We start from the raw sequence: 18861 nt of genomic DNA, 5'->3' as shown, positions 1-18861 counted from the left end.
TTTATGCAACTGAATAATTTAAAAAAAACTCTCGCAATATACTCTCGTGTCGCATTGACCTGCATTTTTGTCGTGATCGCCAGCTTTCTGGCCTGGCGCCTTTGGTGGCACTATGAAATGGACCCGTGGACACGGGACGGTCGCATCAAGGCAAACGTGATTCAGGTTGCACCAGATGTTTCTGGTCAAGTCACCAAAGTCCTGGTTCATGACAACCAGCAAGTCAACATCGGCGATGTGCTGTTCGATGTTGACACTGCACGCTTTGAGCTGGCTTTGCGGCAGGCCGAAGCAGCAGAATTATCTCAGCGGATCGCACTTGAGCAGGCGATTAAAGAAGCACGCCGCAACAACGCGTTACGCGAACTGGTTTCAGATGAAAGCAAGGAACAAGGCAGCGCCCATGTCGAACAACTGCGCGCAGCACTGACTCAGGCGACGATCAACCGGGATCTGGCAAAACTGAATCTGAAACGGACTCATGTACTGTCGCCCGTTAATGGCCGCGTTGCCAATCTTGATTTACGAACTGGCTCCTACGTCAGTGCCAGTCACGCCGTTCTGGCGCTGATCGACACCGATTCTTACTATGTCGAAGGCTATTTCGAAGAAACGAAACTGCCCCGCATTGCTGCCGGTGATGCCGTCACGATTATTCCTATGGGTAGCACGACCAAGCTGCCCGGGCACGTCGATAGTATTGCCAGCGGGATTGCCGAACGCGATCGTCTTACCTCACCCAATTTATTAACCAGCATCAATCCGACATTTAACTGGGTCCGGCTCGCACAACGCATTCCAGTCCGCATTACATTCGATAAGCTGCCGCAGGGAACCACACTGGTCGCAGGACAGACAGTGACCGTCGATGTCCGCAACAGCCGTACCTGAGTAGATTTTTAAAATGAAATCCATCCTTGCTTACACACAGGGCACCTGCTACGCCGCCATTCTGCTGATGTCTGGCTGCACTGCCTCCGGACCACAGTATTCACTACCATCGCAGTCCGTGGCGCAGCGGCCTGCTGCTGCCGCACCTTTTCTGGCGGCCGGCGAAACGGTCTATCGTTCCACACCATTACCAGACAACTGGTGGCAACTTTATGACGAACCGGTAATGAACGCGTTAATCCAAGAGGCGCTGAACGCAAATGCAGATCTGAAAGTTGCTGCCGCAAACCTTGCACGAACCCGCGCTGTAGAAAAAGAAACTGCGGATGCGACAACACCCACTATCGGTCTCAGCGCTGCACCATCTGCCGGGCGAGCTTCTGCAGCGGCGAGAGGTTTACCAAATGCCCTGCCGGATAGCTGGAGTTACGATAGCACTGTCAGCGTTTCTTACCAGGCCGATTTGTTCGGCAAAATTGCCCGCGCGACTGAAGCTGCCAATGCGGATACTCAGGCGGCGCAGGCTGGATACGATCTGGTCAGAATCAGCGTTGTCGCCGATACAGCCCGTGCCTATACCGAAGCCTGCTCAGCAATGCGGCAAATTACCATCGGCCAGCGATCGATCGACTTACAGAAAAAAACCACCGACCTCATCGCAAAACGCATTCAACTCGGACGGGGAACCGAGACCGACCATACGCGTTCGCTTGCGCAACTTGCCCTGTTGCAATCGTCACTGCCACAATATCAATCCCAACAACGTGTGGCTTATTACAAGCTGGCAGTATTGACCGGAAAAACCCCGCAGGAAATGAATCTGAACCAGCCTCAGTGTCACGATGTTCCCAGATTAACGTCTCCGTTACCGGTAGGTGACGGTGCAGCCCTTCTGCGCCGCAGACCAGATATCCGTCAGGCGGAACGTAATCTGGCTGCAGCAACCGCCCGCATCGGCGTCTCAATCGCCGATCTTTATCCTCACGTTTCCTTTGGTATATCCGCCGGAAGCAGCGGATTGTTAGATCACTTTGGCGCAGGAAATGCCTTTCACTGGAATCTTGGCCCACTGATCTCATGGAGCTTCCCGTCTGCAGGCGCCCGTAGTCGGGTCTCTGCAGCAGAGGCCAGTGCAGAGGGCGCACTGGCTCACTTTGACGCAGTCGTTCTGAATGCACTGAAAGAAGCAGAGAGCGCGCTGATTATTTACGCCAGAGAAAAAGACAGAAATGCCGCACTACAGAGCGCCCGCGACGAAAGTGTCAGGGCGGCACAGCAGATACGCCATTTGTTTGAAAGTGGCCGGACAGATTTTCTGTCTGTACTGGATGCAGATCGTAGTGCCGCCTCATCAGAAGCGGCATTAGCGGCATCCGATGCACAACTGACAAACGACCAGATCAGCTTATTCCTGGCACTTGGCGGTGGCAACGCTCAGCCAGGCATCACGCATCAGTAAATGTAACTTCGGCACAACTGTGACGACCTTACAGCAATCAGGTTTTCTTTAAATTCCACAGTAAGGACTGACGTGCATGCGCTACCCTCGGCTGCCTTAACGCTGACGGCGTCCACACCAGATAGTAATCAAGAAAGGTGGAACCGACAGGGGCCGGAATTTCCATCAGTTGGCCATTATCCAGATACGGCGCGCACAAATATTCGGGCAGCGCAGTCCAACCGAAATGCTCGCATAAGAGGTTACGAAGCGACCGTAAATCCTGACCTGTCATCGCCGGATTGATCTGTCCATGATCAATTTTATTTCTCCCGAGCCAACGATCTATCATCGACAGCTCAAGGTTATACGCCAGTAAAGGCTCAGCAAGCAATGCCTGCCGGAAATCCGGTGCACTGACAATCCTATCGGCAACCTGAGGCGAAGCGACCGCAAGTACCCGCTCGTTCCGGATCAACTCACAATGCAGACGCTTATCATTTGCAGGGTAAGCGGAAATCCCCAGATCACAATGTCCCTCCGTCAGCATATGAGTAATCAGATCGCTGTCTCCCGCATGCAACCGGACTTTCATTCCCGCCTCAAGCAAGGGCTGCAAATGTATTGTCACCACTTCGGCCAGAAAGTCGCCGTGCCCGATAATACGCAGCGCACCGGTAAGTTCAATCGACCTGGCTCTGGCGGAGGATAAGGCCGCTTCTGCATCATCGAGTTTATTGCCCAGATCAGCGGCCAGCTCATCCGCAGCTGCCGTCGGCACGACACCACGCACCTCCCGCTCAAACAATTTACGACCTATCGCCACTTCCAGCCCGGCGATGTGCTGAGACACCGCTGGCTGGGTCAGATTCAGACTGCGCGCCGCATTCGTGACGGAACGCTGCCTGTACACTTCAATAAAAGTCCGGAGACGCTGTAGAGACATGAATAAGGTATAAATTAATTTATGGCACCACTAAGATAGTCTAATTAGCCAGCACTGTCACCACCCAGTAAGATGTTTCCCATGCCGACGAGGTGTGCGTAGCACGAATGACGCTCACCTTCATGAGACAAATGCAGCATCCCTGACATCATTTTTTTAAAGAATATCTGACATCATGCTTAATCCTCAGACTCACCAAGACTTAATGACGATACTCGGCGCGATGAAAAAAGCACATCTCGCGCACGGGCATGTGAACGCAGCGACCCGCAAAGACCGTCTGCAGCGTGCCGCAAAATTAATCACTGACAATCACGATCAGTTAGTTAAAGCCATGAGCGCCGATTTCGGTAACCGCAGCCATTATCAGTCTTTAACCGCTGACATACTGACGACAACAAATATGCTGCGCCACTCCGCGGAACAACTGGAAGGCTGGATGCAAGCAGAACCGGTCGCGTCCCCTTTTCCTGGAATGCAAAGCTGGATTCAATATCAGGCTCTGGGAGTGGTTGGCATCATCAGTCCATGGAACTTTCCGATAAATCTGGCGTTTGGCCCACTTGCTGGCGTATTCGCCGCAGGCAACAGCGCACTGATTAAGCCTTCTGAACTGACACCGAGAACATCAGAAGTCCTGGCGGAGCTCATTGCCCGATATTTCGACCCGATGGAGCTTGGCGTTGTATTAGGAGATGCCTCGGTCGGCGCTGCATTCAGTGCACTACCATTTGATCATCTGGTCTTCACCGGCAGCACCACCGTTGGGCGTCATGTGATGAAAGCTGCCGCAGAAAATCTGGTGCCTGTCACGCTGGAGTTAGGTGGTAAATCCCCCGTGGTTATCGAGGAAAATGCCGATATCAGCTTAGCTGCCGAACGGGTGATGACAGTGAAAACCTTCAATGCCGGTCAGATTTGCCTTGCACCTGACTATGTCCTGATCAGAGACGATAAAGCCGATGCATTTGTTGCTGCGGCCAAGTCCCTGATTGCAAACAGTTACCCGGAGATACAGACGAATAAAGACTATACATCCATCGTTAACGAGCGACATTTTCAGCGGCTCATCGGTCTGATACAGGACGCCAACGACAAAGGCGCCCGCATTGTGAGTCTGGCGCCAGAAGGCGAACCAGATTACGACATTATCACTGGGAAAATTGCGCCTCATCTGATTCTGAACGCGAATGACAGTATGGCGGTCATGCAGGAAGAAATTTTCGGACCACTCCTGCCGCTGGTTGCGGCTGACTCAGTCAATGAGGCCATCCGCTTTATCAATGCACGTCCGCGTCCGCTGGCCGCTTATTACTTCGGCAACGATATGGAAAAACAAAACCACTTCGCAGAGAAAACAACATCCGGCGCACTGGTGATCAATGATGTGATGTCTCACGCCTCGGTAGAGACATTACCGTTCGGCGGTGTCGGTGCATCGGGTATCGGCGCATATCATGGCATACACGGTTTCCGGCAATTCACACATGCGAAAGCCGTGGTGCGGCAGAGCGAAGATGGCGCATCCAACCTGCGTTTAAGAGCCCCCTATGAAGAAAAAATCAGCGCTGCAACAGCGCTACTGAATGGCAATAAATAACACCTCTCTTTTTACAGAACTGGAAAATAAAATGAAAATCTTAATGGTACTGACATCCCACGATCAACTCGGCGACACCGGCAAAAAAACCGGTTTCTGGCTGGAAGAATTTGCAGCACCTTACTATACGTTTGCCGATGCGGGCGCAGACATCGTTCTGGCATCACCTGCCGGCGGACAACCGCCATTAGATCCAAAAAGCGATCTGCCGGAATTTCAGACCGACTTAACCCACCGTTTCAAAAGCGATGCAAAGGCGCAGCTAGCTTTGGCAAATACAGTCGTGCTCTCGTCCATCAATGAAAAAGACTTTGATGCCGTATTCTATCCGGGTGGACATGGTCCATTATGGGATCTGGCCGAATCACAGACATCTATTGCATTGATCGAAGCATTTGACCGTGCAGGAAAACCGATCAGCTTTGTCTGCCACGCACCCGGCGCTTTGCGCCACGTAAAAGCCGCTGATGGAGAGGCATTGATTCGTGGTCGCAGAGTCACCGGTTTTACCAACGGTGAAGAAGATGCCGTTCAACTGACAGATGTCGTTCCCTTTTTAATCGAAGACGAATTTAAAGCGCTTGGCGCCCGCTATGAAAAAGGACCCGACTGGCAAGTATTTGTGATTGCCGACGGTAACCTGATCACTGGACAGAATCCAGCAAGCTCTGAAGAAGTGGCAAAAACGGTGCTGGCTCAGTTGCGTTAATATCTGGGCAAAATAAACGGCCCCTTATAAGCCCGTATTTATCCTGGTTCAGATAAATAAAAGCGTACCCACTCTTGCCCAGTTAAAAGGGGAAAAGTGGGTACGCTTCTGCTACTGAAGGACTACCGTTAGAGAATCAATCTGGATCACACCAAATCAAAGCGATCTGCATTCATCACTTTATTCCACGCCGCGATGAAATCATGCACAAACTTTTGCTGCGCATCGCTGCTGGCATAGACTTCGGCCAAAGCGCGTAATTGTGAATTAGAACCAAACACCAGATCGACCGTGGTACCTGTCCACTTCACTTCACCACTCTGACGATCACGACCTTCGAGTACGCCTGCTGTACTTGAAGGCTGCCACTTGGTGCTCATATCAAGCAGATTGACGAAGAAATCATTGCTCAAGGTTTCAGGGCGTTTGGTGAAAACACCGTGCTGCGTTTTTCCGGTATTCGCATTCAAAGCACGTAAGCCGCCGACCAAGACCGTCATTTCTGGTGCGCTTAAATTCAGCAACTGCGCCTTATCGAGCAAGAGCTCGGCTGCGTGTTTTTCTAAACCCGCACGCACATAGTTACGGAAACCATCGGCTGCTGGTTCTAAGACCGCGAATGATTCCACGTCGGTGTGCTCTTGCGCTGCATCCATACGACCTGGTGCGAAAGGCACTTGCACCTCTTGCCCTGCTTTTTTTGCAGCTGCTTCTATCGCTGCTGCGCCAGCTAACACGATCAAATCAGCCAAAGAAATTTTCTTGCCGCCAGTTTGCGCCGCATTGAATCCTTGTTGGATGGCCTCTAAAGTCGCCAGCACTTTATTCAATTCGGCAGGCTGATTCGCTTCCCAATCGCGCTGTGGAGATAAACGAATCCGCGCACCATTCGCACCACCGCGCTTATCACTGCCCCGGAAAGTCGATGCGGATGACCATGCAGTATTAACCAATTGCGCAATACTCAATCCAGATGCAAGCACTTTTGCTTTCAATGTAGCGATATCTTGCGCATCCACCAATGCGTGATTCACAGCAGGAATAGGGTCTTGCCAGATCAGTGTTTCGCTCGGTACCAATGCGCCTAAATAACGTGCCACGGGGCCCATGTCACGGTGCGTCAATTTGAACCAGGCACGTGCAAATGCGTCGGCAAATTCTGCCGGATTTTGGTGGAAGCGACGCGCGATTTTTTCGTAAGCAGGATCAAAACGCAGTGACAAATCGGCAGTCGTCATCATCGGTGGATGCTTCTTCGATGGATCATGCGCATCTGGAATCAGGTGCTCAGGTTTGCAATCCTTTGTCACCCATTGTTTCGCGCCTGCCGGGCTCTTCGTCAATTCCCATTCGTAACCGAACAGCATGTCAAAGTAGCCGTTGTCCCATGTCGTAGGATTAGGCTTCCATGCGCCTTCAATGCCGCTCGTCGTCGTATGTACACCTTTGCCTGAGCCGAACTTGTTGATCCAGCCTAAGCCCTGATCTTCTATGCCTGCCGCTTCTGGTTCTGGTCCTACTAAAGCAGGATCACCAGCGCCGTGCGCTTTACCGAATGTATGACCGCCAGCGACCAAGGCCACCGTTTCTTCATCATTCATGGCCATCCGAGCAAAGGTTTCGCGTACATCACGGCCTGAGGCGACGGGATCAGGATTGCCATCTGGGCCTTCTGGGTTCACATAAATCAATCCCATTTGCACGGCAGCTAAGGGATTTTCTAAGTCACGTGAGCCTGCGACTGAGCCAGCATAACGACTATTTGCTTTATCACTCGTCGCCAGCCATTCGGTTTCTGAACCCCAGTAGATATCTTCTTCTGGTTGATAAATATCTTCACGACCACCCGCGAAACCAAAGGTCTTAAAGCCCATGGATTCTAGCGCGACATTCCCCGCTAGGATAAACAAATCGGCCCAAGAAATTTTACGACCATATTTTTGTTTAATCGGCCATAACAAGCGACGCGCTTTATCGAGATTGCCGTTATCTGGCCAGCTATTCAAAGGCGCAAAACGTTGGTTGCCGGTGCCTGCGCCGCCACGACCATCCGATACGCGATAAGTGCCCGCCGCATGCCAGGCCATGCGTATCATCAAACCGCCGTAATGTCCCCAATCGGCAGGCCACCAATCTTGTGAATCGGTCATTAAGACTTTTAAGTCAGCAACAACTGCGTGCAGATCGAGCGACTTGAATTCTTTTGCGTAATCAAAATCTTCCCCCATGGGATTCGACTTAGGGGAATGCTGGTGCAAGATATTTAATTTAAGTTGATTCGGCCACCAAGTGGCATTATTCGGTGCGCCTGCGGCAACTGTGTGTTTGGCAGCACCATGGTTGAAAGGGCATTTTGCTTCGTTTGACATAGATTTCTCCTCAGAATTCAGACTCGGATAAGGCAGGATTAGGTAAAAACTCTGCACGAATCAACTGTAAGTGCATCAATACTGCGATCAGTTATTCAATCACCGCATCATTTGTTTAACATCTGCTACGGAATTCATTCTAGAGACCACAAATCGATTAATCAACTTAATTAAATTTATGAATTCGATTTAATTTAACTAATGAAATTGAAAGCCACATAGCGCTCGTTGTACGTCAACCTTTAAATCATTCCTCTTAAACAACGTCAGATATCAGTATTTCTGCGGACAGTGCATCACTCCGTTTTAATCCAGCCACAAAATCTTTTACAGCTTTCAACTTTAATTTATTGCCCTGAACCGTCAAGCCATCCCAAGTCCTGAATGGGACCATCCTTAGTACGCGATGTTGACGACGAAATGCGAAGTCTCTATTTCCACGCTACTATTTAGCCCCGTTACAAACCACACATCAACTGCCACGCAAACAAATCGATGAATTACGCATACAGGCTGATCTCAAGGTAAATATATAAACACCGACATAAGTGACTCGTTTTACTTAGCAAGACCAAACGAATTTTTTAACGCAGTTTATTAGGATGACTGACATGCGTATGCGAAAAAAGTCGGAGTTGCCGACCAAGCTCTGTCTTCAATGCGACAGACCATTTGCATGGCGCAAGAAATGGGAAAAAGTGTGGAACGATGTGAAATACTGTTCCGACCGATGCCGCCAGGATAGCAAGCGAAAGACTTGACGAGACCAATAATTGATGATGACGTCTATAGCGATCAGGGCAATTGGTTATACATATCCGGGCGGGTATCGATCCTCGCAACGGCAGAAGGTTCAACATACAAAAACAAGTCCATGATTATGATCGCGATGGCACATATCAGCGACTCTGGAACGCTAAATAGAAATAGATGGTAAGCACACAAACCATATGAAACACACTATCGTCAGCACAACCCTGCCTCACCGGACAATCAGACTGATTCTGGGTGACCAGCTCAATCCACAACATCGCTGGTTCAGCGAAGTCGATGATGCGACAACCTATGTCTTCATGGAAGTGCGGCAAGAAACAGATTATGTTTTGCACCACGCACAAAAAATTCTGGCGATTTTTGCGGCGATGCGCGATCTGGCCCAGCAGTTGCGCGATGCGGGGCATAAGGTGCATTACATCGCGATTGACGACACGGATAATCTGCAATCCGTACCAGCCAATATTGACGCACTGATCAGTCAATATCAGGCGACGGTATTTGAGTATCAGGCGCCGGATGAGTGGCGTTTGGATCAGCAGCTATATCAACATGGTCGCCGCGCAAATATTCCGTGGGTCATGGTTGATAGCGAACATTTCTATACAAGCCGTAACGAAGTGTCCGACATCTTTACCGGACGCAAACAATGGTTAATGGAATTTTTTTATCGCCAGATGCGCGTGACTCATCACGTATTAATGGAAGACACGAAAAAGCCCCTTGGCGGTCAATGGAACTATGATCACGACAATCGCAAGCCGTGGCGCGGCAATCCACCTGAGCCACAAGATACGCGGACTTTGCATGATCACTCTGATTTGTGGCAGACCATTGTCGATGCGGGAGTAAAAAGTTTCGGCAATCCTCAGGCCCGGCGATTGGCATGGCCACTTAACCGTCAGGAAGCGTTACAACAATTGGATGCTTTCATCGATCATGCGCTGCCGCGGTTTGGCGATTTTCAAGACGCGATGAGTGTTAAATCATGGCGATTATTTCATTCACTCCTATCGTTCGCCTTAAATGTAAAAATGCTGAATCCTCGTGAAGTGGTTGCAAAAGCAGAGGCGGCATATCACTCCGGACGCGCATCGCAGGCTGCAGCAGAGGGCTTCATCCGGCAAATATTAGGCTGGCGCGAATACGTACGCGGCGTGTATTGGGCAAACATGCCTGAGTACGGAGAGAAAAATTTCTTCGGATACAGCCGTCAGTTACCGAGCTGGTTCTGGAATGGCAAAACTCGGATGAATTGCCTGTCCCATGCCATCACACAATCGCTGGATCACGCACACGCACACCATATTCAGCGCCTGATGGTAATCGGAAATTTTGCGCTGCTCGCGGGTCTGGATCCAGCGGAAGTACATCGCTGGTATTTGGGTATCTACATCGATGCATTTGAGTGGGTGGAACTGCCAAACACCATAGGCATGAGTCAATTCGCAGATGGCGGATTGTTAGCGACCAAACCCTATGTCTCGAGCGCTGCCTACATCGATCGCATGAGCGATTATTGCAAAGGCTGCCGCTACGATAAGAAATTGCGCGTTGGCGAGAGCGCATGCCCGTTCAATGCTCTGTATTGGGATTTTTTTCTGCGTAACGCCAATTCTCTTGCGAAGAATCCACGTATCGGCATGGCCTACCGCCAATTGGAAAAAATGGATACTGCTACGGTTGCAGAATTCCAGAAACAGGCAAAAATTATCTTAGAGAATATCGATACTCTGTGACGAGCCGCGTTGCACCGAGTGCAGTAACGTCACCGCATTTGTCTAAAAACGGGGGCGCTTTTAAACCGACACGGAAAAACGGCTCAACCGGTGAAAATTGACGTGGACATTTTTGTCCTGCATTAAGGCTGGCATATATCAATCCTGTTACACAACATCTCCGTCTGCCGATTAAGCATGCAACAACGCTCAAACGTCGGTTATTCCCCCAGATCTATCCTTGCCGCCAGCGGCACATTCGCTGGTGCCTGATAGTCCCCCACCACCAGTGCGCGCTGCCCATCCTGCGCCAAGGCGGCCATCTGTGATAATACGAACAGCGCAGAACTTTTATCGAGTGCTGCCAGCGGATCATCCAGCAAAGTCAGCGCAGCGCCGCTCGCGAACGCCGCGGCAATCCACACCTTGCGCCGGGTGCCAGACGATAACATCTGTATCTGCTTAAACAAATATGGCCCCAGCGCCAGCCCCTCTATCAACTGCAATAACACAGTCTGATCAAAGCCGGCATAGCGACTTGCCTGCCAAGAAAAAAATCCTTCCACGGTGAACTCGTCATACTCTGTAGCGGATGGCTCGATCCAGAAAACCTGTTGCCTGTAAGCCGAGACGTCCACATGCTGCGCCACACCCAGCAGAGTAAGGCTGCCCGCAGCGTACGGCAGCTCAGCCGCCAGCAAACGCAGAAAATCCGTCTTACACTCCCCCTCCTCATCACACACCAGCGTTACACCAGAATAAATCTCAGTCGACCAGTCGCGCAAGACAAGGCGCAGATGCGCGATATGCAATCCGTCAATCTGTAAAACTACCGTGAGTTCAGGAGATATAGCAGACATCAATGATCCTTGTGAGTAGAGAAAAGCAAGCCCAGTGGCCGGCTCAGTCAGGCAAACATTATGTCTGCAAACTATGCACGCGACAATCGGGCAGCAATGGTATCGGACGTTCAAAACAGACAATAAAAAACCCGCAAACTCCAAAGAATTTGCGGGTTTTTACACTTACTAAGATGTCGATATGGTGCCCGAGGCCGGAATCGAACCGGCACGCCCGCTATTAACGAAGCGGCGGATTTTAAGTCCGATGTGTCTACCTATTTCACCACTCGGGCCCATCACTACAACATGCAGCCGAAGCTGCTTGCTCTGAAAAAAAAGCGCTTAACAGCGCTTTCTTAAAACTGGAGGCGGGGGTCGGGATCGAACCGGCGTCTACGGCTTTGCAGGCCGCTGCATAACCACTTTGCTACCCCGCCAAGGGTGCTGTTTCAATCATAAAAACTGAAACGCGGCAAAACAACTTTAAGAAAAAAGGGAAGCTTTGCTTCCCTTCAGAATCTGGAGCGGGAAAAGAGTCTCGAACTCTCGACCTCAACCTTGGCAAGGTTGCGCTCTACCAACTGAGCTATTCCCGCATTTGCACTACAAACACATCAGGTACTAATAAAAACTGGAGCGGGAAAAGAGTCTCGAACTCTCGACCTCAACCTTGGCAAGGTTGCGCTCTACCAACTGAGCTATTCCCGCATTTGTACTACTATTTTTTTCGCTGAAAAAACTTGGAGCGGGAAAAGAGTCTCGAACTCTCGACCTCAACCTTGGCAAGGTTGCGCTCTACCAACTGAGCTATTCCCGCATCAACGAAAGACCAGAATTATATAGTATCCATGAATTCTGTCAAGCGAGCTAACTGAGTTTTTCAGTTGACTCTTTAATCAGAGGCCATGCTTTTCGCAAATAATAAAACATAGACCATACCGTCAATACTGCGGCAATGAGCAACAACCAGGATCCGGTCAAACCACTGTCAATATAATTAAATAAAACAAAATTCGGGCTCAAAAGTAGTGGTATCGCCATCATTTGTGCAGCCGTTTTGATTTTACCAATCGAACTGACTGCAACCGACTTTGACGCACCGATCAGCGCCATCCATTCACGCAAGGCCGAGATGGTAATTTCACGACCGATAATGACGAACGCGACAACGGCGTTAACACGGTCAAATTCCACCAACACAAGCAATGCACCGGCAACCATCAACTTATCAGCGACCGGGTCAAGGAAGGCGCCGAACGAAGATGTCTGATTCCAGCGACGCGCGAGAAAACCATCAAACCAATCTGTCACCGCTGCGATAATAAAGACAAGGCTGGATGCAACCCCTTTTTCAAAAGGACTCAACCATGTATCAGGCAAATAAAATACACCGACTACCAACGGAATAAGAGCGACACGTAACCAGGTCAACAAAATAGGAAAATTAAATGGCATAAGTTTTTATTCAGATTATTTCCGGTAATTATATTGGGCTAACGCAATCGCTTGTAAATTTCTTCTGCCAACTGCCGGGATATACCTTCAACGCTCGCCAGTTCTTCAACGCTGGCATCACTAACTCCCTTCAAGCCACCAAAACGCACCAATAGTTTTTGTCTGCGCTTTGGCCCCACTCCTTCAATCTCTTCTAATTGCGATGCCTGTCTGGATTTATCGCGCTTTGCCCGCATACCCGTAATAGCAAAGCGATGCGCCTCATCACGAATCTGCGCAATCAGCATCAAAGCGGCGGACTCTTTTCCCAATTCTTTTGGTTCACGTCCATCAACAAAAACCAAAGTTTCGAGACCAACCTTACGCCCCTCGCCTTTGGCAACACCCACGATCCTGCTGGTATCCAAGCCAAGTTCGACAAACACCTGGCGCGCCATCTCCACCTGTCCCTTGCCGCCATCAATCAAAACAACATCTGGTAAGGTCCGCACGCTTTCGTCTTGATCACTGACAATTTTTTCGTAACGACGGAACAATACCTGCCGCATAGCCGCGTAATCATCGCCCGGCGTAATGTCTTTGATGTTGTAGCGTCTGTATTCTCCACTTTGCATTGCATGGTGATGGAATACCACGCATGAAGCCTGAGTCGCTTCCCCCTGCGTATGGCTGATGTCAAAACACTCGATTCGCAACTGCTCAGGATTGTCGCTATCCAGATCAAGAACCGCCGCCAGCGCCAGCGTCCGTGCTTGCTGCGAGCCTTGCTCAGACAGTAGTCTGGCCAATGCCAAAGCGGCACCCTTCACTGCCATTTCAAGCCAGATACGCCGCTGTTCCTGAGGTTGAAAAGATAAATGAATTTTGTGTCCACACTGTTCGGCAAGTGCCAGCATCAGATCTGGTTCATCCAACTCGACATTCATCACAATCGCTGATGGGATGAACTGATCAACATAATGCTGCGCGAGAAAAGCGGCAACGATTTCCTGCTCAATCGAGTCCTCAGTGCTCGATCTGACATCATCAACATGACTGGGGAAATAGGCTCTGTCGCCAAGATGCCGCCCGCCCCGTACCATCGCCAGATTCACGCAAGCTCGCCCCCCCTCGACAATCACGGCCACAATATCAACATCCGCATTGCCAGTGGTTTCCATGCTTTGCTGATGCAACACCTTAGACAAGGCTGACATTTGATTACGGACGAATGCTGCTTGCTCGAATTTCAGTTCGGAGGAAAAAGCCAGCATTTTTTTCTCCAACGTCTGCATGACTTCTAATTGCCGTCCACGTAAAAAATCGGCAGCATTTTTAACGTCCAATAGGTAATCTTCAGGCGTAATAAAGTCAACACAAGGAGCACTGCAACGCTGAATCTGATGCAATAGACAAGGCCTGGTACGATTCGCAAATACACTATCCTCGCAACTACGCAACAAGAACACTTTCTGCAGGATTTGCATCGATTCCTTGACCGCCCAACCAGATGGAAAGGGACCAAAATACTGGTGTTTTTTATCGATAGCGCCACGATAGTAGGTCATTCGCGGCGTCTTTTCTGACGTAATTTTCAGGTAAGGATAAGACTTATCATCCCGGAATAAAATATTGTAGCGAGGCCGCAAAGCTTTGATCAGGTTATTTTCCAGAATCAGGGCTTCTGCTTCACTGCGCGTCACCGTCGTTTCCAGCCTGACGATTTTTGCCACCATCATAGCAATGCGTGGACTCGATAGCGTCTTTTGAAAATAACTGTTGACACGTTTCTTCAGATCTCGCGCCTTACCCACATACAAAACCTGCCCCTGCTCATCAAAGTAGCGATACACCCCGGGCAAATGAGGAAGTTTCGATACCGTATCTAAAACAGACTGACGAGCATCACTCGCCGGAGATTGATTCGTATCCATCAGATATCCGTACCGGATTTTTTTTCCACAATCACAAAGGCCAAAACGTGATCAGCTTCGTCGCTAAGGGAAATATGGGACGTCAGACAACGTGACGCCATCCATTCATGCAGGGTGCCAGTCAGCCTCACAACAGGCTTTCCTTCATCGTTGTTCAGCGTTTGCATGTTATGCAAGGTCATAGGTGCTGTTATACCCGTACCAATCGCCTTTGAAAATGCCTCCTTCGCGGCAAATCTGGTCGCCAGATAGCGCGTACCACGTAGCAAATTTTGCTCTCGTCGCTGAAAAAAAATACGCAGCTCATCTTCCCCCAGAATTTTTCTGGCAAACCGCTCGCCACTTCTGACCAGCGCATGTTCAATACGGGTAAGTTGAACGATATCAGTGCCGATGCCATAAATCATCTCAAGCCCTCTGCGTTAACCCTGAGCGGACTAAAATCGCTTTCATCTCTTTCACCGCGACATTCCATCCAACTGACAGAGTCCGGGCAAAAATCGCATCACCTATGTTGATTTGCGTAACGTCCGATAATGAGGCAAGAGCCACAATATTTTGGTAGTTAAAGTTACCACTGAGCTGCACTAATAAGCCTTGCCGAACACTTTCAATAGCCATCGCTTGCAACTCACTCAACGCCTGCTGGCGCATCGCATCATCGTCTGCCTGAACATAGTGCTCAGCACTGAGCACTATCGCGTTCACACCAGATTCAGCACATGCCTGAACTTGTTCTGGTTTTGGCCTGACAAATATCGATGAGCGATGCCCGGAACGATGCAACTGACTGACAAACGACTGTAATATCAAAAAATCCTCAACAACATCCACTGGCGCGAATCGCTCATCTGATCCACCATCTGCTGCAACCAGACATACATTCGCAGGACGAATTTCAGACACGATATCCAGCGTTTGCGCAGTCGCCGTTGCGTTGATTTTCAAACGCCCGGTAAACTGCTGCGACATGGTTTGCATCAACGCTTGCCGGACATTTGCATTTTTCGCTGACAAATAAATAGATAATCCATCTGCACCAGCTTCCTCTGCAGTAATCGCAAATGCAAGTGGGTCAAGAGAACTGTCTTTGCAGCCATCCAGAAAACTGAGCAGTGGATCAAGACTGACTTCAAGCAAGGTAGATTGTTGATGTGAATGAACGTTCATAAATTTTGCAAATCGATCAGAATCTGCCTGGTATTTAGAGATGCGCCATGCAAGTGATGTCCGAGCAAAAAACGCATCAACATCTTACTTTGAAATTGCGTGGCCGTATCAGAGTAATCTGCTTGCGCCATATCCAATAAGGTTTTGCCACTGACAATGGGAATATGATCTGATGTTGTCGCAATCCGCGTGCCGACCTCAGGGTCGACAACGTAATTCAACGCTGCATCCACTTTACTTCTGGAAACTGTGCAAAAAGTCAGGTCGCCCAACAAACCCGACTCCCGCAACAACACCAGTTCAAACTGACGCAAAACGGTCGGTGCAGGCTCATCATGAGCCAATAAATTCAGTGTACTTATATATTGTTCAAACAGTGCGGTATGCGGCTCATCACGCACCAGAAATTTAACCAACAACTCATTGAGGTAAAACCCGCACAGTAACGCTGATCGCTCAAGCGGCAGCATACCACCGACCCAGTCAGCCCCGGTAAGTATCCGGATTTCGGACTTCCCAGTCCATCCCAACTGCAAAGGCTGGAAGGTCTGCAACACGCTGCGTAACTGAGAATGTGGCCGCTTGGCACCCTTAGCTACAAGAGCAATACGACCATAATCGCGTGTGAATATCTCTACTATCAGGCTGGTTTCTTTATACGGCCAGGAGTGCAATACAAAACCAGGCTGGTGAAGTATTTTTCGGTCGCGTGGCAAAACTCCGCCAGCCATCGCCTGGGATTTTTTTTTTGATTGAGCCGGAACCGGATCAATAGCAGTGGCGACCTTATTAAAAGCATAGCCATGCTGAGTTAAAACGACTGTATGAACATCAGTCATGCAACGAACTATTCGTAACCGTAGGCTCTTAAACCTGCTTCATTATCCGCCCATCCAGATTTTACTTTGACCCAGATTTCGAGATAAACGGGACCGCCGAAAAGCTTCTCCATATCCACACGAGATTGCGTAGATATATCCTTCAGACGCGCACCTTTGTTACCAATTACCATCGATTTATGTCCATCACGATCGACCAGTATGGCGACAAAAATCCGGCGTAAATTTCCTTCCTGCTCAAATTTTTCAATCAGCACAGTGCTTGTATACGGCAACTCATCGCCGACAAAACGGAATAATTTTTCGCGGACAATTTCCGTGGCAAGAAATTTTTCACTGCGGTCAGTAATATCATCTTCCGCAAACATCGGCGGATTCAGTGGCAAATATTTTCTTGTTTCACCTTCCAGATTTTCAAGCTGAAAACGCAAAGTCGCAGAAACCGGAACAATCGCGGCAAATGGAAACAATGCGGCAACCTTCTGTGCAAACGGCATCATGACCGCTTTATCTTTAATGCGATCAGATTTATTAATCACCAGAATGCAAGGCACATTTTTTGGCAATAAATCGATCACTTGCTGATCGGCAGGGCCAAAAGTGCCAGCCTCGACCAGAAATAAAATCACGTCCGCCGCTGTCAGCGTTGTCGTCACGGTTCTGTTCAGTGTGCGGTTTAAAGCATTTGAATGACGTGTCTGAAAACCCGGTGTATCAACGTACACAAACTGCGTATTGTCTTTGGTTTGTATTCCGGTAATACGATGACGGGTAGTCTGAGCCTTACGAGAAGTAATACTGACTTTTGCCCCAATCAACGCATTCATCAAGGTCGATTTACCTACGTTAGGACGACCAACAATAGCAATATACCCACAGCGGAAATCAGGGTTATCAATTAATTCATTCATAGAGTGCTCATGCTGTTTTTGGGTGTTGATTGGAATCTCCGTCTGCCTCAGGCAGGCTCATCGAAGCAGAGTCAGATATATCTTGTTTAGTCTCAGGCAAGTCTGTAAGTAATGGTGTGCTATCAAGTTGCGCCGTCGCTATTCCTGCCAGTTTCAATTGCGCCGCTCTCGGTTTAGATTTACGCGCACCAGGTGTTTTTGCCAACACCAACATTGCCGCCTCAAGGGCAAGTTTAGCAGCGGCCTGCTCACCAGCACGGCGACTACCACCAGTGCCAAAAACCTGAATATCCAGTTTAGGAACCAGACACGCAATCTCAAACTCTTGATTGTGCGCAGCTCCGTGAGTGGCAACAACATTGTACTGAGGCAAAGCGATTTTTTTACTCTGCAAAAATTCCTGCAGCAAAGTCTTAGCATCCTTACCCAAGGTTGTCGGATCAATCGCAATCATTACCGGTGCATAGAGGGCGCGAATCACATCTTTCGCTGCATCAAAACCAGAATCAAGAAAAATTGCTCCGAACAAAGCCTCCAAAGCATCCGCAAGAATTGATGGGCGACGAAAACCGCCGGACTTTAGTTCTCCCTCCCCCAATCTTAAAAATTGGGATAATTCTATTCTTTGTGCGATTTCATAAAGCGACTGCTGCTTGACCAGATTGGCACGAACACGCGATAAGTCACCCTCATCAATATCCGAGAAACTTTCAAACAGCAACGATGCGACAACACAATTCAAAATGGAGTCGCCCAGAAATTCCAATCGCTCATTATGTAAAACGCTGTGACTGCGATGCGTCAAAGCCTGCTGCAATAAAGCCGGATTACAAAACTGGTATCCCAGCCTTTTTTGCAATAGTTGAAGATTCATACGTGTTCTGCTTATTCTGGCTTTTTAGCGGAGACGCCACTTTTTGCCGTTGTACCTTCATATTCCAGCAATAATGTTGCTGGACCAAACAAAGGGATTTTTTTCTGGTAGGAGAAACTTACCTCAATATTCCCATTATCCCGGGTAATCATCAGATCCTTACCCGCGATTGAAGTAATGTAGCCAACTTCTGCCTGTTTATCAAAAGCATTCTGGATCTCATTAACAGTCGTTCCACCTGTTTTAGCAACACCTATCGCTTTTCTTATCGATGTGTACTCAATTACTGTTGGCACTACTTTCATTGCCAGCATCGCAATCAATACAATCACACCCAGAGATAAAATGAGCCCTATCAAAGAAATACCATGCTGCGACTTTAAAGAAAAACGTTGAGCTGTTTGCATAATTT

Annotated in this window: 17 protein-coding genes, 5 tRNA genes and 1 pseudogene; 7 read left to right on the top strand and 16 right to left on the bottom strand. The window is 49.1% G+C overall.

Going from position 1 to position 18861, the window contains the following annotated elements:
* Positions 1-3: 3 nt before the first annotated feature.
* Both Undi14_RS15760 and Undi14_RS15755 read left to right on the top strand, forming a co-directional pair.
* The gene (locus Undi14_RS15760) at positions 4-891 is read left to right on the top strand and encodes an HlyD family secretion protein (RefSeq protein ID WP_200181445.1); all 888 of its coding nucleotides are present in this window, start codon (positions 4-6) and stop codon (positions 889-891) included.
* A 13-nt stretch (positions 892-904) separates the two neighbouring features.
* Positions 905-2350, top strand: a complete 1446-nt coding sequence (locus tag Undi14_RS15755) for an efflux transporter outer membrane subunit (RefSeq protein ID WP_200181443.1) — start codon at positions 905-907, stop codon at positions 2348-2350.
* Between the two features lie 37 nt (positions 2351-2387).
* Here the strand turns inward: Undi14_RS15755 and Undi14_RS15750 are convergent, their stop codons facing one another.
* A complete protein-coding gene (locus Undi14_RS15750; RefSeq protein ID WP_200181441.1) occupies positions 2388-3275 on the bottom strand; it encodes a LysR family transcriptional regulator in 888 nt (295 codons plus the stop codon).
* A gap of 175 nt (positions 3276-3450) precedes the next feature.
* Here Undi14_RS15750 and Undi14_RS15745 point away from each other — a divergent pair, with 175 nt between their 5' ends.
* Complete coding sequence (locus tag Undi14_RS15745) at positions 3451-4875, top strand: coniferyl aldehyde dehydrogenase (protein WP_200181439.1); 1425 nt, start codon at positions 3451-3453, stop codon at positions 4873-4875.
* Positions 4876-4906: 31 nt separating this feature from the next.
* On the top strand, positions 4907-5584 hold the full coding sequence (locus tag Undi14_RS15740; protein WP_190478506.1) for a type 1 glutamine amidotransferase domain-containing protein: 678 nt from the start codon (positions 4907-4909) through the stop codon (positions 5582-5584).
* 146 nt (positions 5585-5730) lie between these two features.
* On the opposite strand, the gene katG is transcribed toward Undi14_RS15740, so the two are convergent.
* A complete protein-coding gene (katG, locus tag Undi14_RS15735; protein ID WP_200181437.1) occupies positions 5731-7953 on the bottom strand; it encodes a catalase/peroxidase HPI in 2223 nt (740 codons plus the stop codon).
* Between the two features lie 602 nt (positions 7954-8555).
* Here katG and Undi14_RS15730 point away from each other — a divergent pair.
* The 3 genes and pseudogenes from Undi14_RS15730 (at position 8556) to Undi14_RS15725 (ending at position 10466) form a co-directional block, all read left to right on the top strand.
* A complete protein-coding gene (locus Undi14_RS15730) occupies positions 8556-8714 on the top strand; it encodes a DUF2256 domain-containing protein (protein ID WP_370589965.1) in 159 nt (52 codons plus the stop codon).
* A gap of 8 nt (positions 8715-8722) precedes the next feature.
* Positions 8723-8877 (top strand): annotated as a pseudogene (locus Undi14_RS18345) (FAD-binding domain-containing protein); the annotation flags it as partial.
* Positions 8878-8903: 26 nt separating this feature from the next.
* Positions 8904-10466, top strand: a complete 1563-nt coding sequence (locus Undi14_RS15725) for a cryptochrome/photolyase family protein (protein ID WP_200181435.1) — start codon at positions 8904-8906, stop codon at positions 10464-10466.
* 200 nt (positions 10467-10666) lie between these two features.
* On the opposite strand, the gene Undi14_RS15720 is transcribed toward Undi14_RS15725, so the two are convergent.
* From Undi14_RS15720 to Undi14_RS15655, 14 genes are all read right to left on the bottom strand, one after another.
* Positions 10667-11305: an ATP-binding cassette domain-containing protein gene (locus Undi14_RS15720; RefSeq protein WP_200181434.1), complete on the bottom strand. Its 639-nt coding sequence runs from the start codon at positions 11303-11305 to the stop codon at positions 10667-10669.
* A gap of 182 nt (positions 11306-11487) precedes the next feature.
* A tRNA-Leu gene (locus Undi14_RS15715) sits at positions 11488-11580 on the bottom strand.
* A 70-nt stretch (positions 11581-11650) separates the two neighbouring features.
* Positions 11651-11724 (bottom strand) — tRNA-Cys (locus Undi14_RS15710).
* Positions 11725-11807: 83 nt separating this feature from the next.
* Positions 11808-11883: transfer RNA gene (locus Undi14_RS15705), tRNA-Gly, on the bottom strand.
* A gap of 36 nt (positions 11884-11919) precedes the next feature.
* Positions 11920-11995, bottom strand: a tRNA-Gly gene (locus Undi14_RS15700).
* A gap of 33 nt (positions 11996-12028) precedes the next feature.
* Positions 12029-12104: transfer RNA gene (locus Undi14_RS15695), tRNA-Gly, on the bottom strand.
* Between the two features lie 50 nt (positions 12105-12154).
* Positions 12155-12742: a CDP-diacylglycerol--glycerol-3-phosphate 3-phosphatidyltransferase gene (gene pgsA / locus Undi14_RS15690; RefSeq protein ID WP_186883657.1), complete on the bottom strand. Its 588-nt coding sequence runs from the start codon at positions 12740-12742 to the stop codon at positions 12155-12157.
* 38 nt (positions 12743-12780) lie between these two features.
* Positions 12781-14655, bottom strand: coding sequence for an excinuclease ABC subunit UvrC (gene uvrC, locus Undi14_RS15685; RefSeq protein WP_200181433.1), 1875 nt, complete (start codon positions 14653-14655; stop codon positions 12781-12783).
* Entirely contained in the window at positions 14655-15062 is a 408-nt protein-coding gene (acpS, locus tag Undi14_RS15680; protein ID WP_200181432.1) for a holo-ACP synthase, read from the bottom strand. Before acpS ends, uvrC begins: the two co-directional genes overlap by 1 nt.
* A 1-nt stretch (position 15063) precedes the next feature.
* Entirely contained in the window at positions 15064-15825 is a 762-nt protein-coding gene (locus Undi14_RS15675; protein WP_200181431.1) for a pyridoxine 5'-phosphate synthase, read from the bottom strand.
* Positions 15822-16664 (bottom strand): DNA repair protein RecO, encoded by an 843-nt coding sequence (recO, locus tag Undi14_RS15670; protein ID WP_200181430.1) that lies wholly within the window; start codon positions 16662-16664, stop codon positions 15822-15824. Before recO ends, Undi14_RS15675 begins: the two co-directional genes overlap by 4 nt.
* Before the next feature lie 8 nt (positions 16665-16672).
* Complete coding sequence (gene era / locus Undi14_RS15665; protein ID WP_186883662.1) at positions 16673-17575, bottom strand: GTPase Era; 903 nt, start codon at positions 17573-17575, stop codon at positions 16673-16675.
* A 7-nt stretch (positions 17576-17582) separates the two neighbouring features.
* A complete protein-coding gene (rnc, locus tag Undi14_RS15660) occupies positions 17583-18449 on the bottom strand; it encodes a ribonuclease III (protein ID WP_200181428.1) in 867 nt (288 codons plus the stop codon).
* 11 nt (positions 18450-18460) lie between these two features.
* Positions 18461-18856: a DUF4845 domain-containing protein gene (locus tag Undi14_RS15655; RefSeq protein ID WP_200181426.1), complete on the bottom strand. Its 396-nt coding sequence runs from the start codon at positions 18854-18856 to the stop codon at positions 18461-18463.
* Positions 18857-18861 lie beyond the last annotated feature (5 nt).

This window comes from Undibacterium sp. 14-3-2 (genome assembly GCF_016595265.1).
GTDB classification, from domain to species: Bacteria; Pseudomonadota; Gammaproteobacteria; order Burkholderiales; family Burkholderiaceae_D; genus Undibacterium; species Undibacterium aquatile.
This window is presented reverse-complemented; position numbering and strand designations above follow the sequence as displayed.

What these genes read in the sequence shown, in the direction of transcription:
- pgsA (WP_186883657.1), bottom strand. Translation starts at nt 12,742, where the DNA reads ATGCCATTTAATTTTCCTATTTTGTTGACCTGGTTACGTGTCGCTCTT.
- recO (WP_200181430.1), bottom strand. Translation starts at nt 16,664, where the DNA reads ATGACTGATGTTCATACAGTCGTTTTAACTCAGCATGGCTATGCTTTT.
- Undi14_RS15655 (WP_200181426.1), bottom strand. Translation starts at nt 18,856, where the DNA reads ATGCAAACAGCTCAACGTTTTTCTTTAAAGTCGCAGCATGGTATTTCT.
- rnc (WP_200181428.1), bottom strand. Translation starts at nt 18,449, where the DNA reads ATGAATCTTCAACTATTGCAAAAAAGGCTGGGATACCAGTTTTGTAAT.
- Undi14_RS15675 (WP_200181431.1), bottom strand. Translation starts at nt 15,825, where the DNA reads ATGAACGTTCATTCACATCAACAATCTACCTTGCTTGAAGTCAGTCTT.
- Undi14_RS15725 (WP_200181435.1), top strand. Translation starts at nt 8,904, where the DNA reads ATGAAACACACTATCGTCAGCACAACCCTGCCTCACCGGACAATCAGA.
- Undi14_RS15730 (WP_370589965.1), top strand. Translation starts at nt 8,556, where the DNA reads ATGACTGACATGCGTATGCGAAAAAAGTCGGAGTTGCCGACCAAGCTC.
- acpS (WP_200181432.1), bottom strand. Translation starts at nt 15,062, where the DNA reads ATGATTTATGGCATCGGCACTGATATCGTTCAACTTACCCGTATTGAA.
- era (WP_186883662.1), bottom strand. Translation starts at nt 17,575, where the DNA reads ATGAATGAATTAATTGATAACCCTGATTTCCGCTGTGGGTATATTGCT.
- Undi14_RS15760 (WP_200181445.1), top strand. Translation starts at nt 4, where the DNA reads ATGCAACTGAATAATTTAAAAAAAACTCTCGCAATATACTCTCGTGTC.
- uvrC (WP_200181433.1), bottom strand. Translation starts at nt 14,655, where the DNA reads ATGGATACGAATCAATCTCCGGCGAGTGATGCTCGTCAGTCTGTTTTA.
- Undi14_RS15745 (WP_200181439.1), top strand. Translation starts at nt 3,451, where the DNA reads ATGCTTAATCCTCAGACTCACCAAGACTTAATGACGATACTCGGCGCG.
- Undi14_RS15755 (WP_200181443.1), top strand. Translation starts at nt 905, where the DNA reads ATGAAATCCATCCTTGCTTACACACAGGGCACCTGCTACGCCGCCATT.
- Undi14_RS15750 (WP_200181441.1), bottom strand. Translation starts at nt 3,275, where the DNA reads ATGTCTCTACAGCGTCTCCGGACTTTTATTGAAGTGTACAGGCAGCGT.
- Undi14_RS15740 (WP_190478506.1), top strand. Translation starts at nt 4,907, where the DNA reads ATGAAAATCTTAATGGTACTGACATCCCACGATCAACTCGGCGACACC.
- Undi14_RS15720 (WP_200181434.1), bottom strand. Translation starts at nt 11,305, where the DNA reads ATGTCTGCTATATCTCCTGAACTCACGGTAGTTTTACAGATTGACGGA.
- katG (WP_200181437.1), bottom strand. Translation starts at nt 7,953, where the DNA reads ATGTCAAACGAAGCAAAATGCCCTTTCAACCATGGTGCTGCCAAACAC.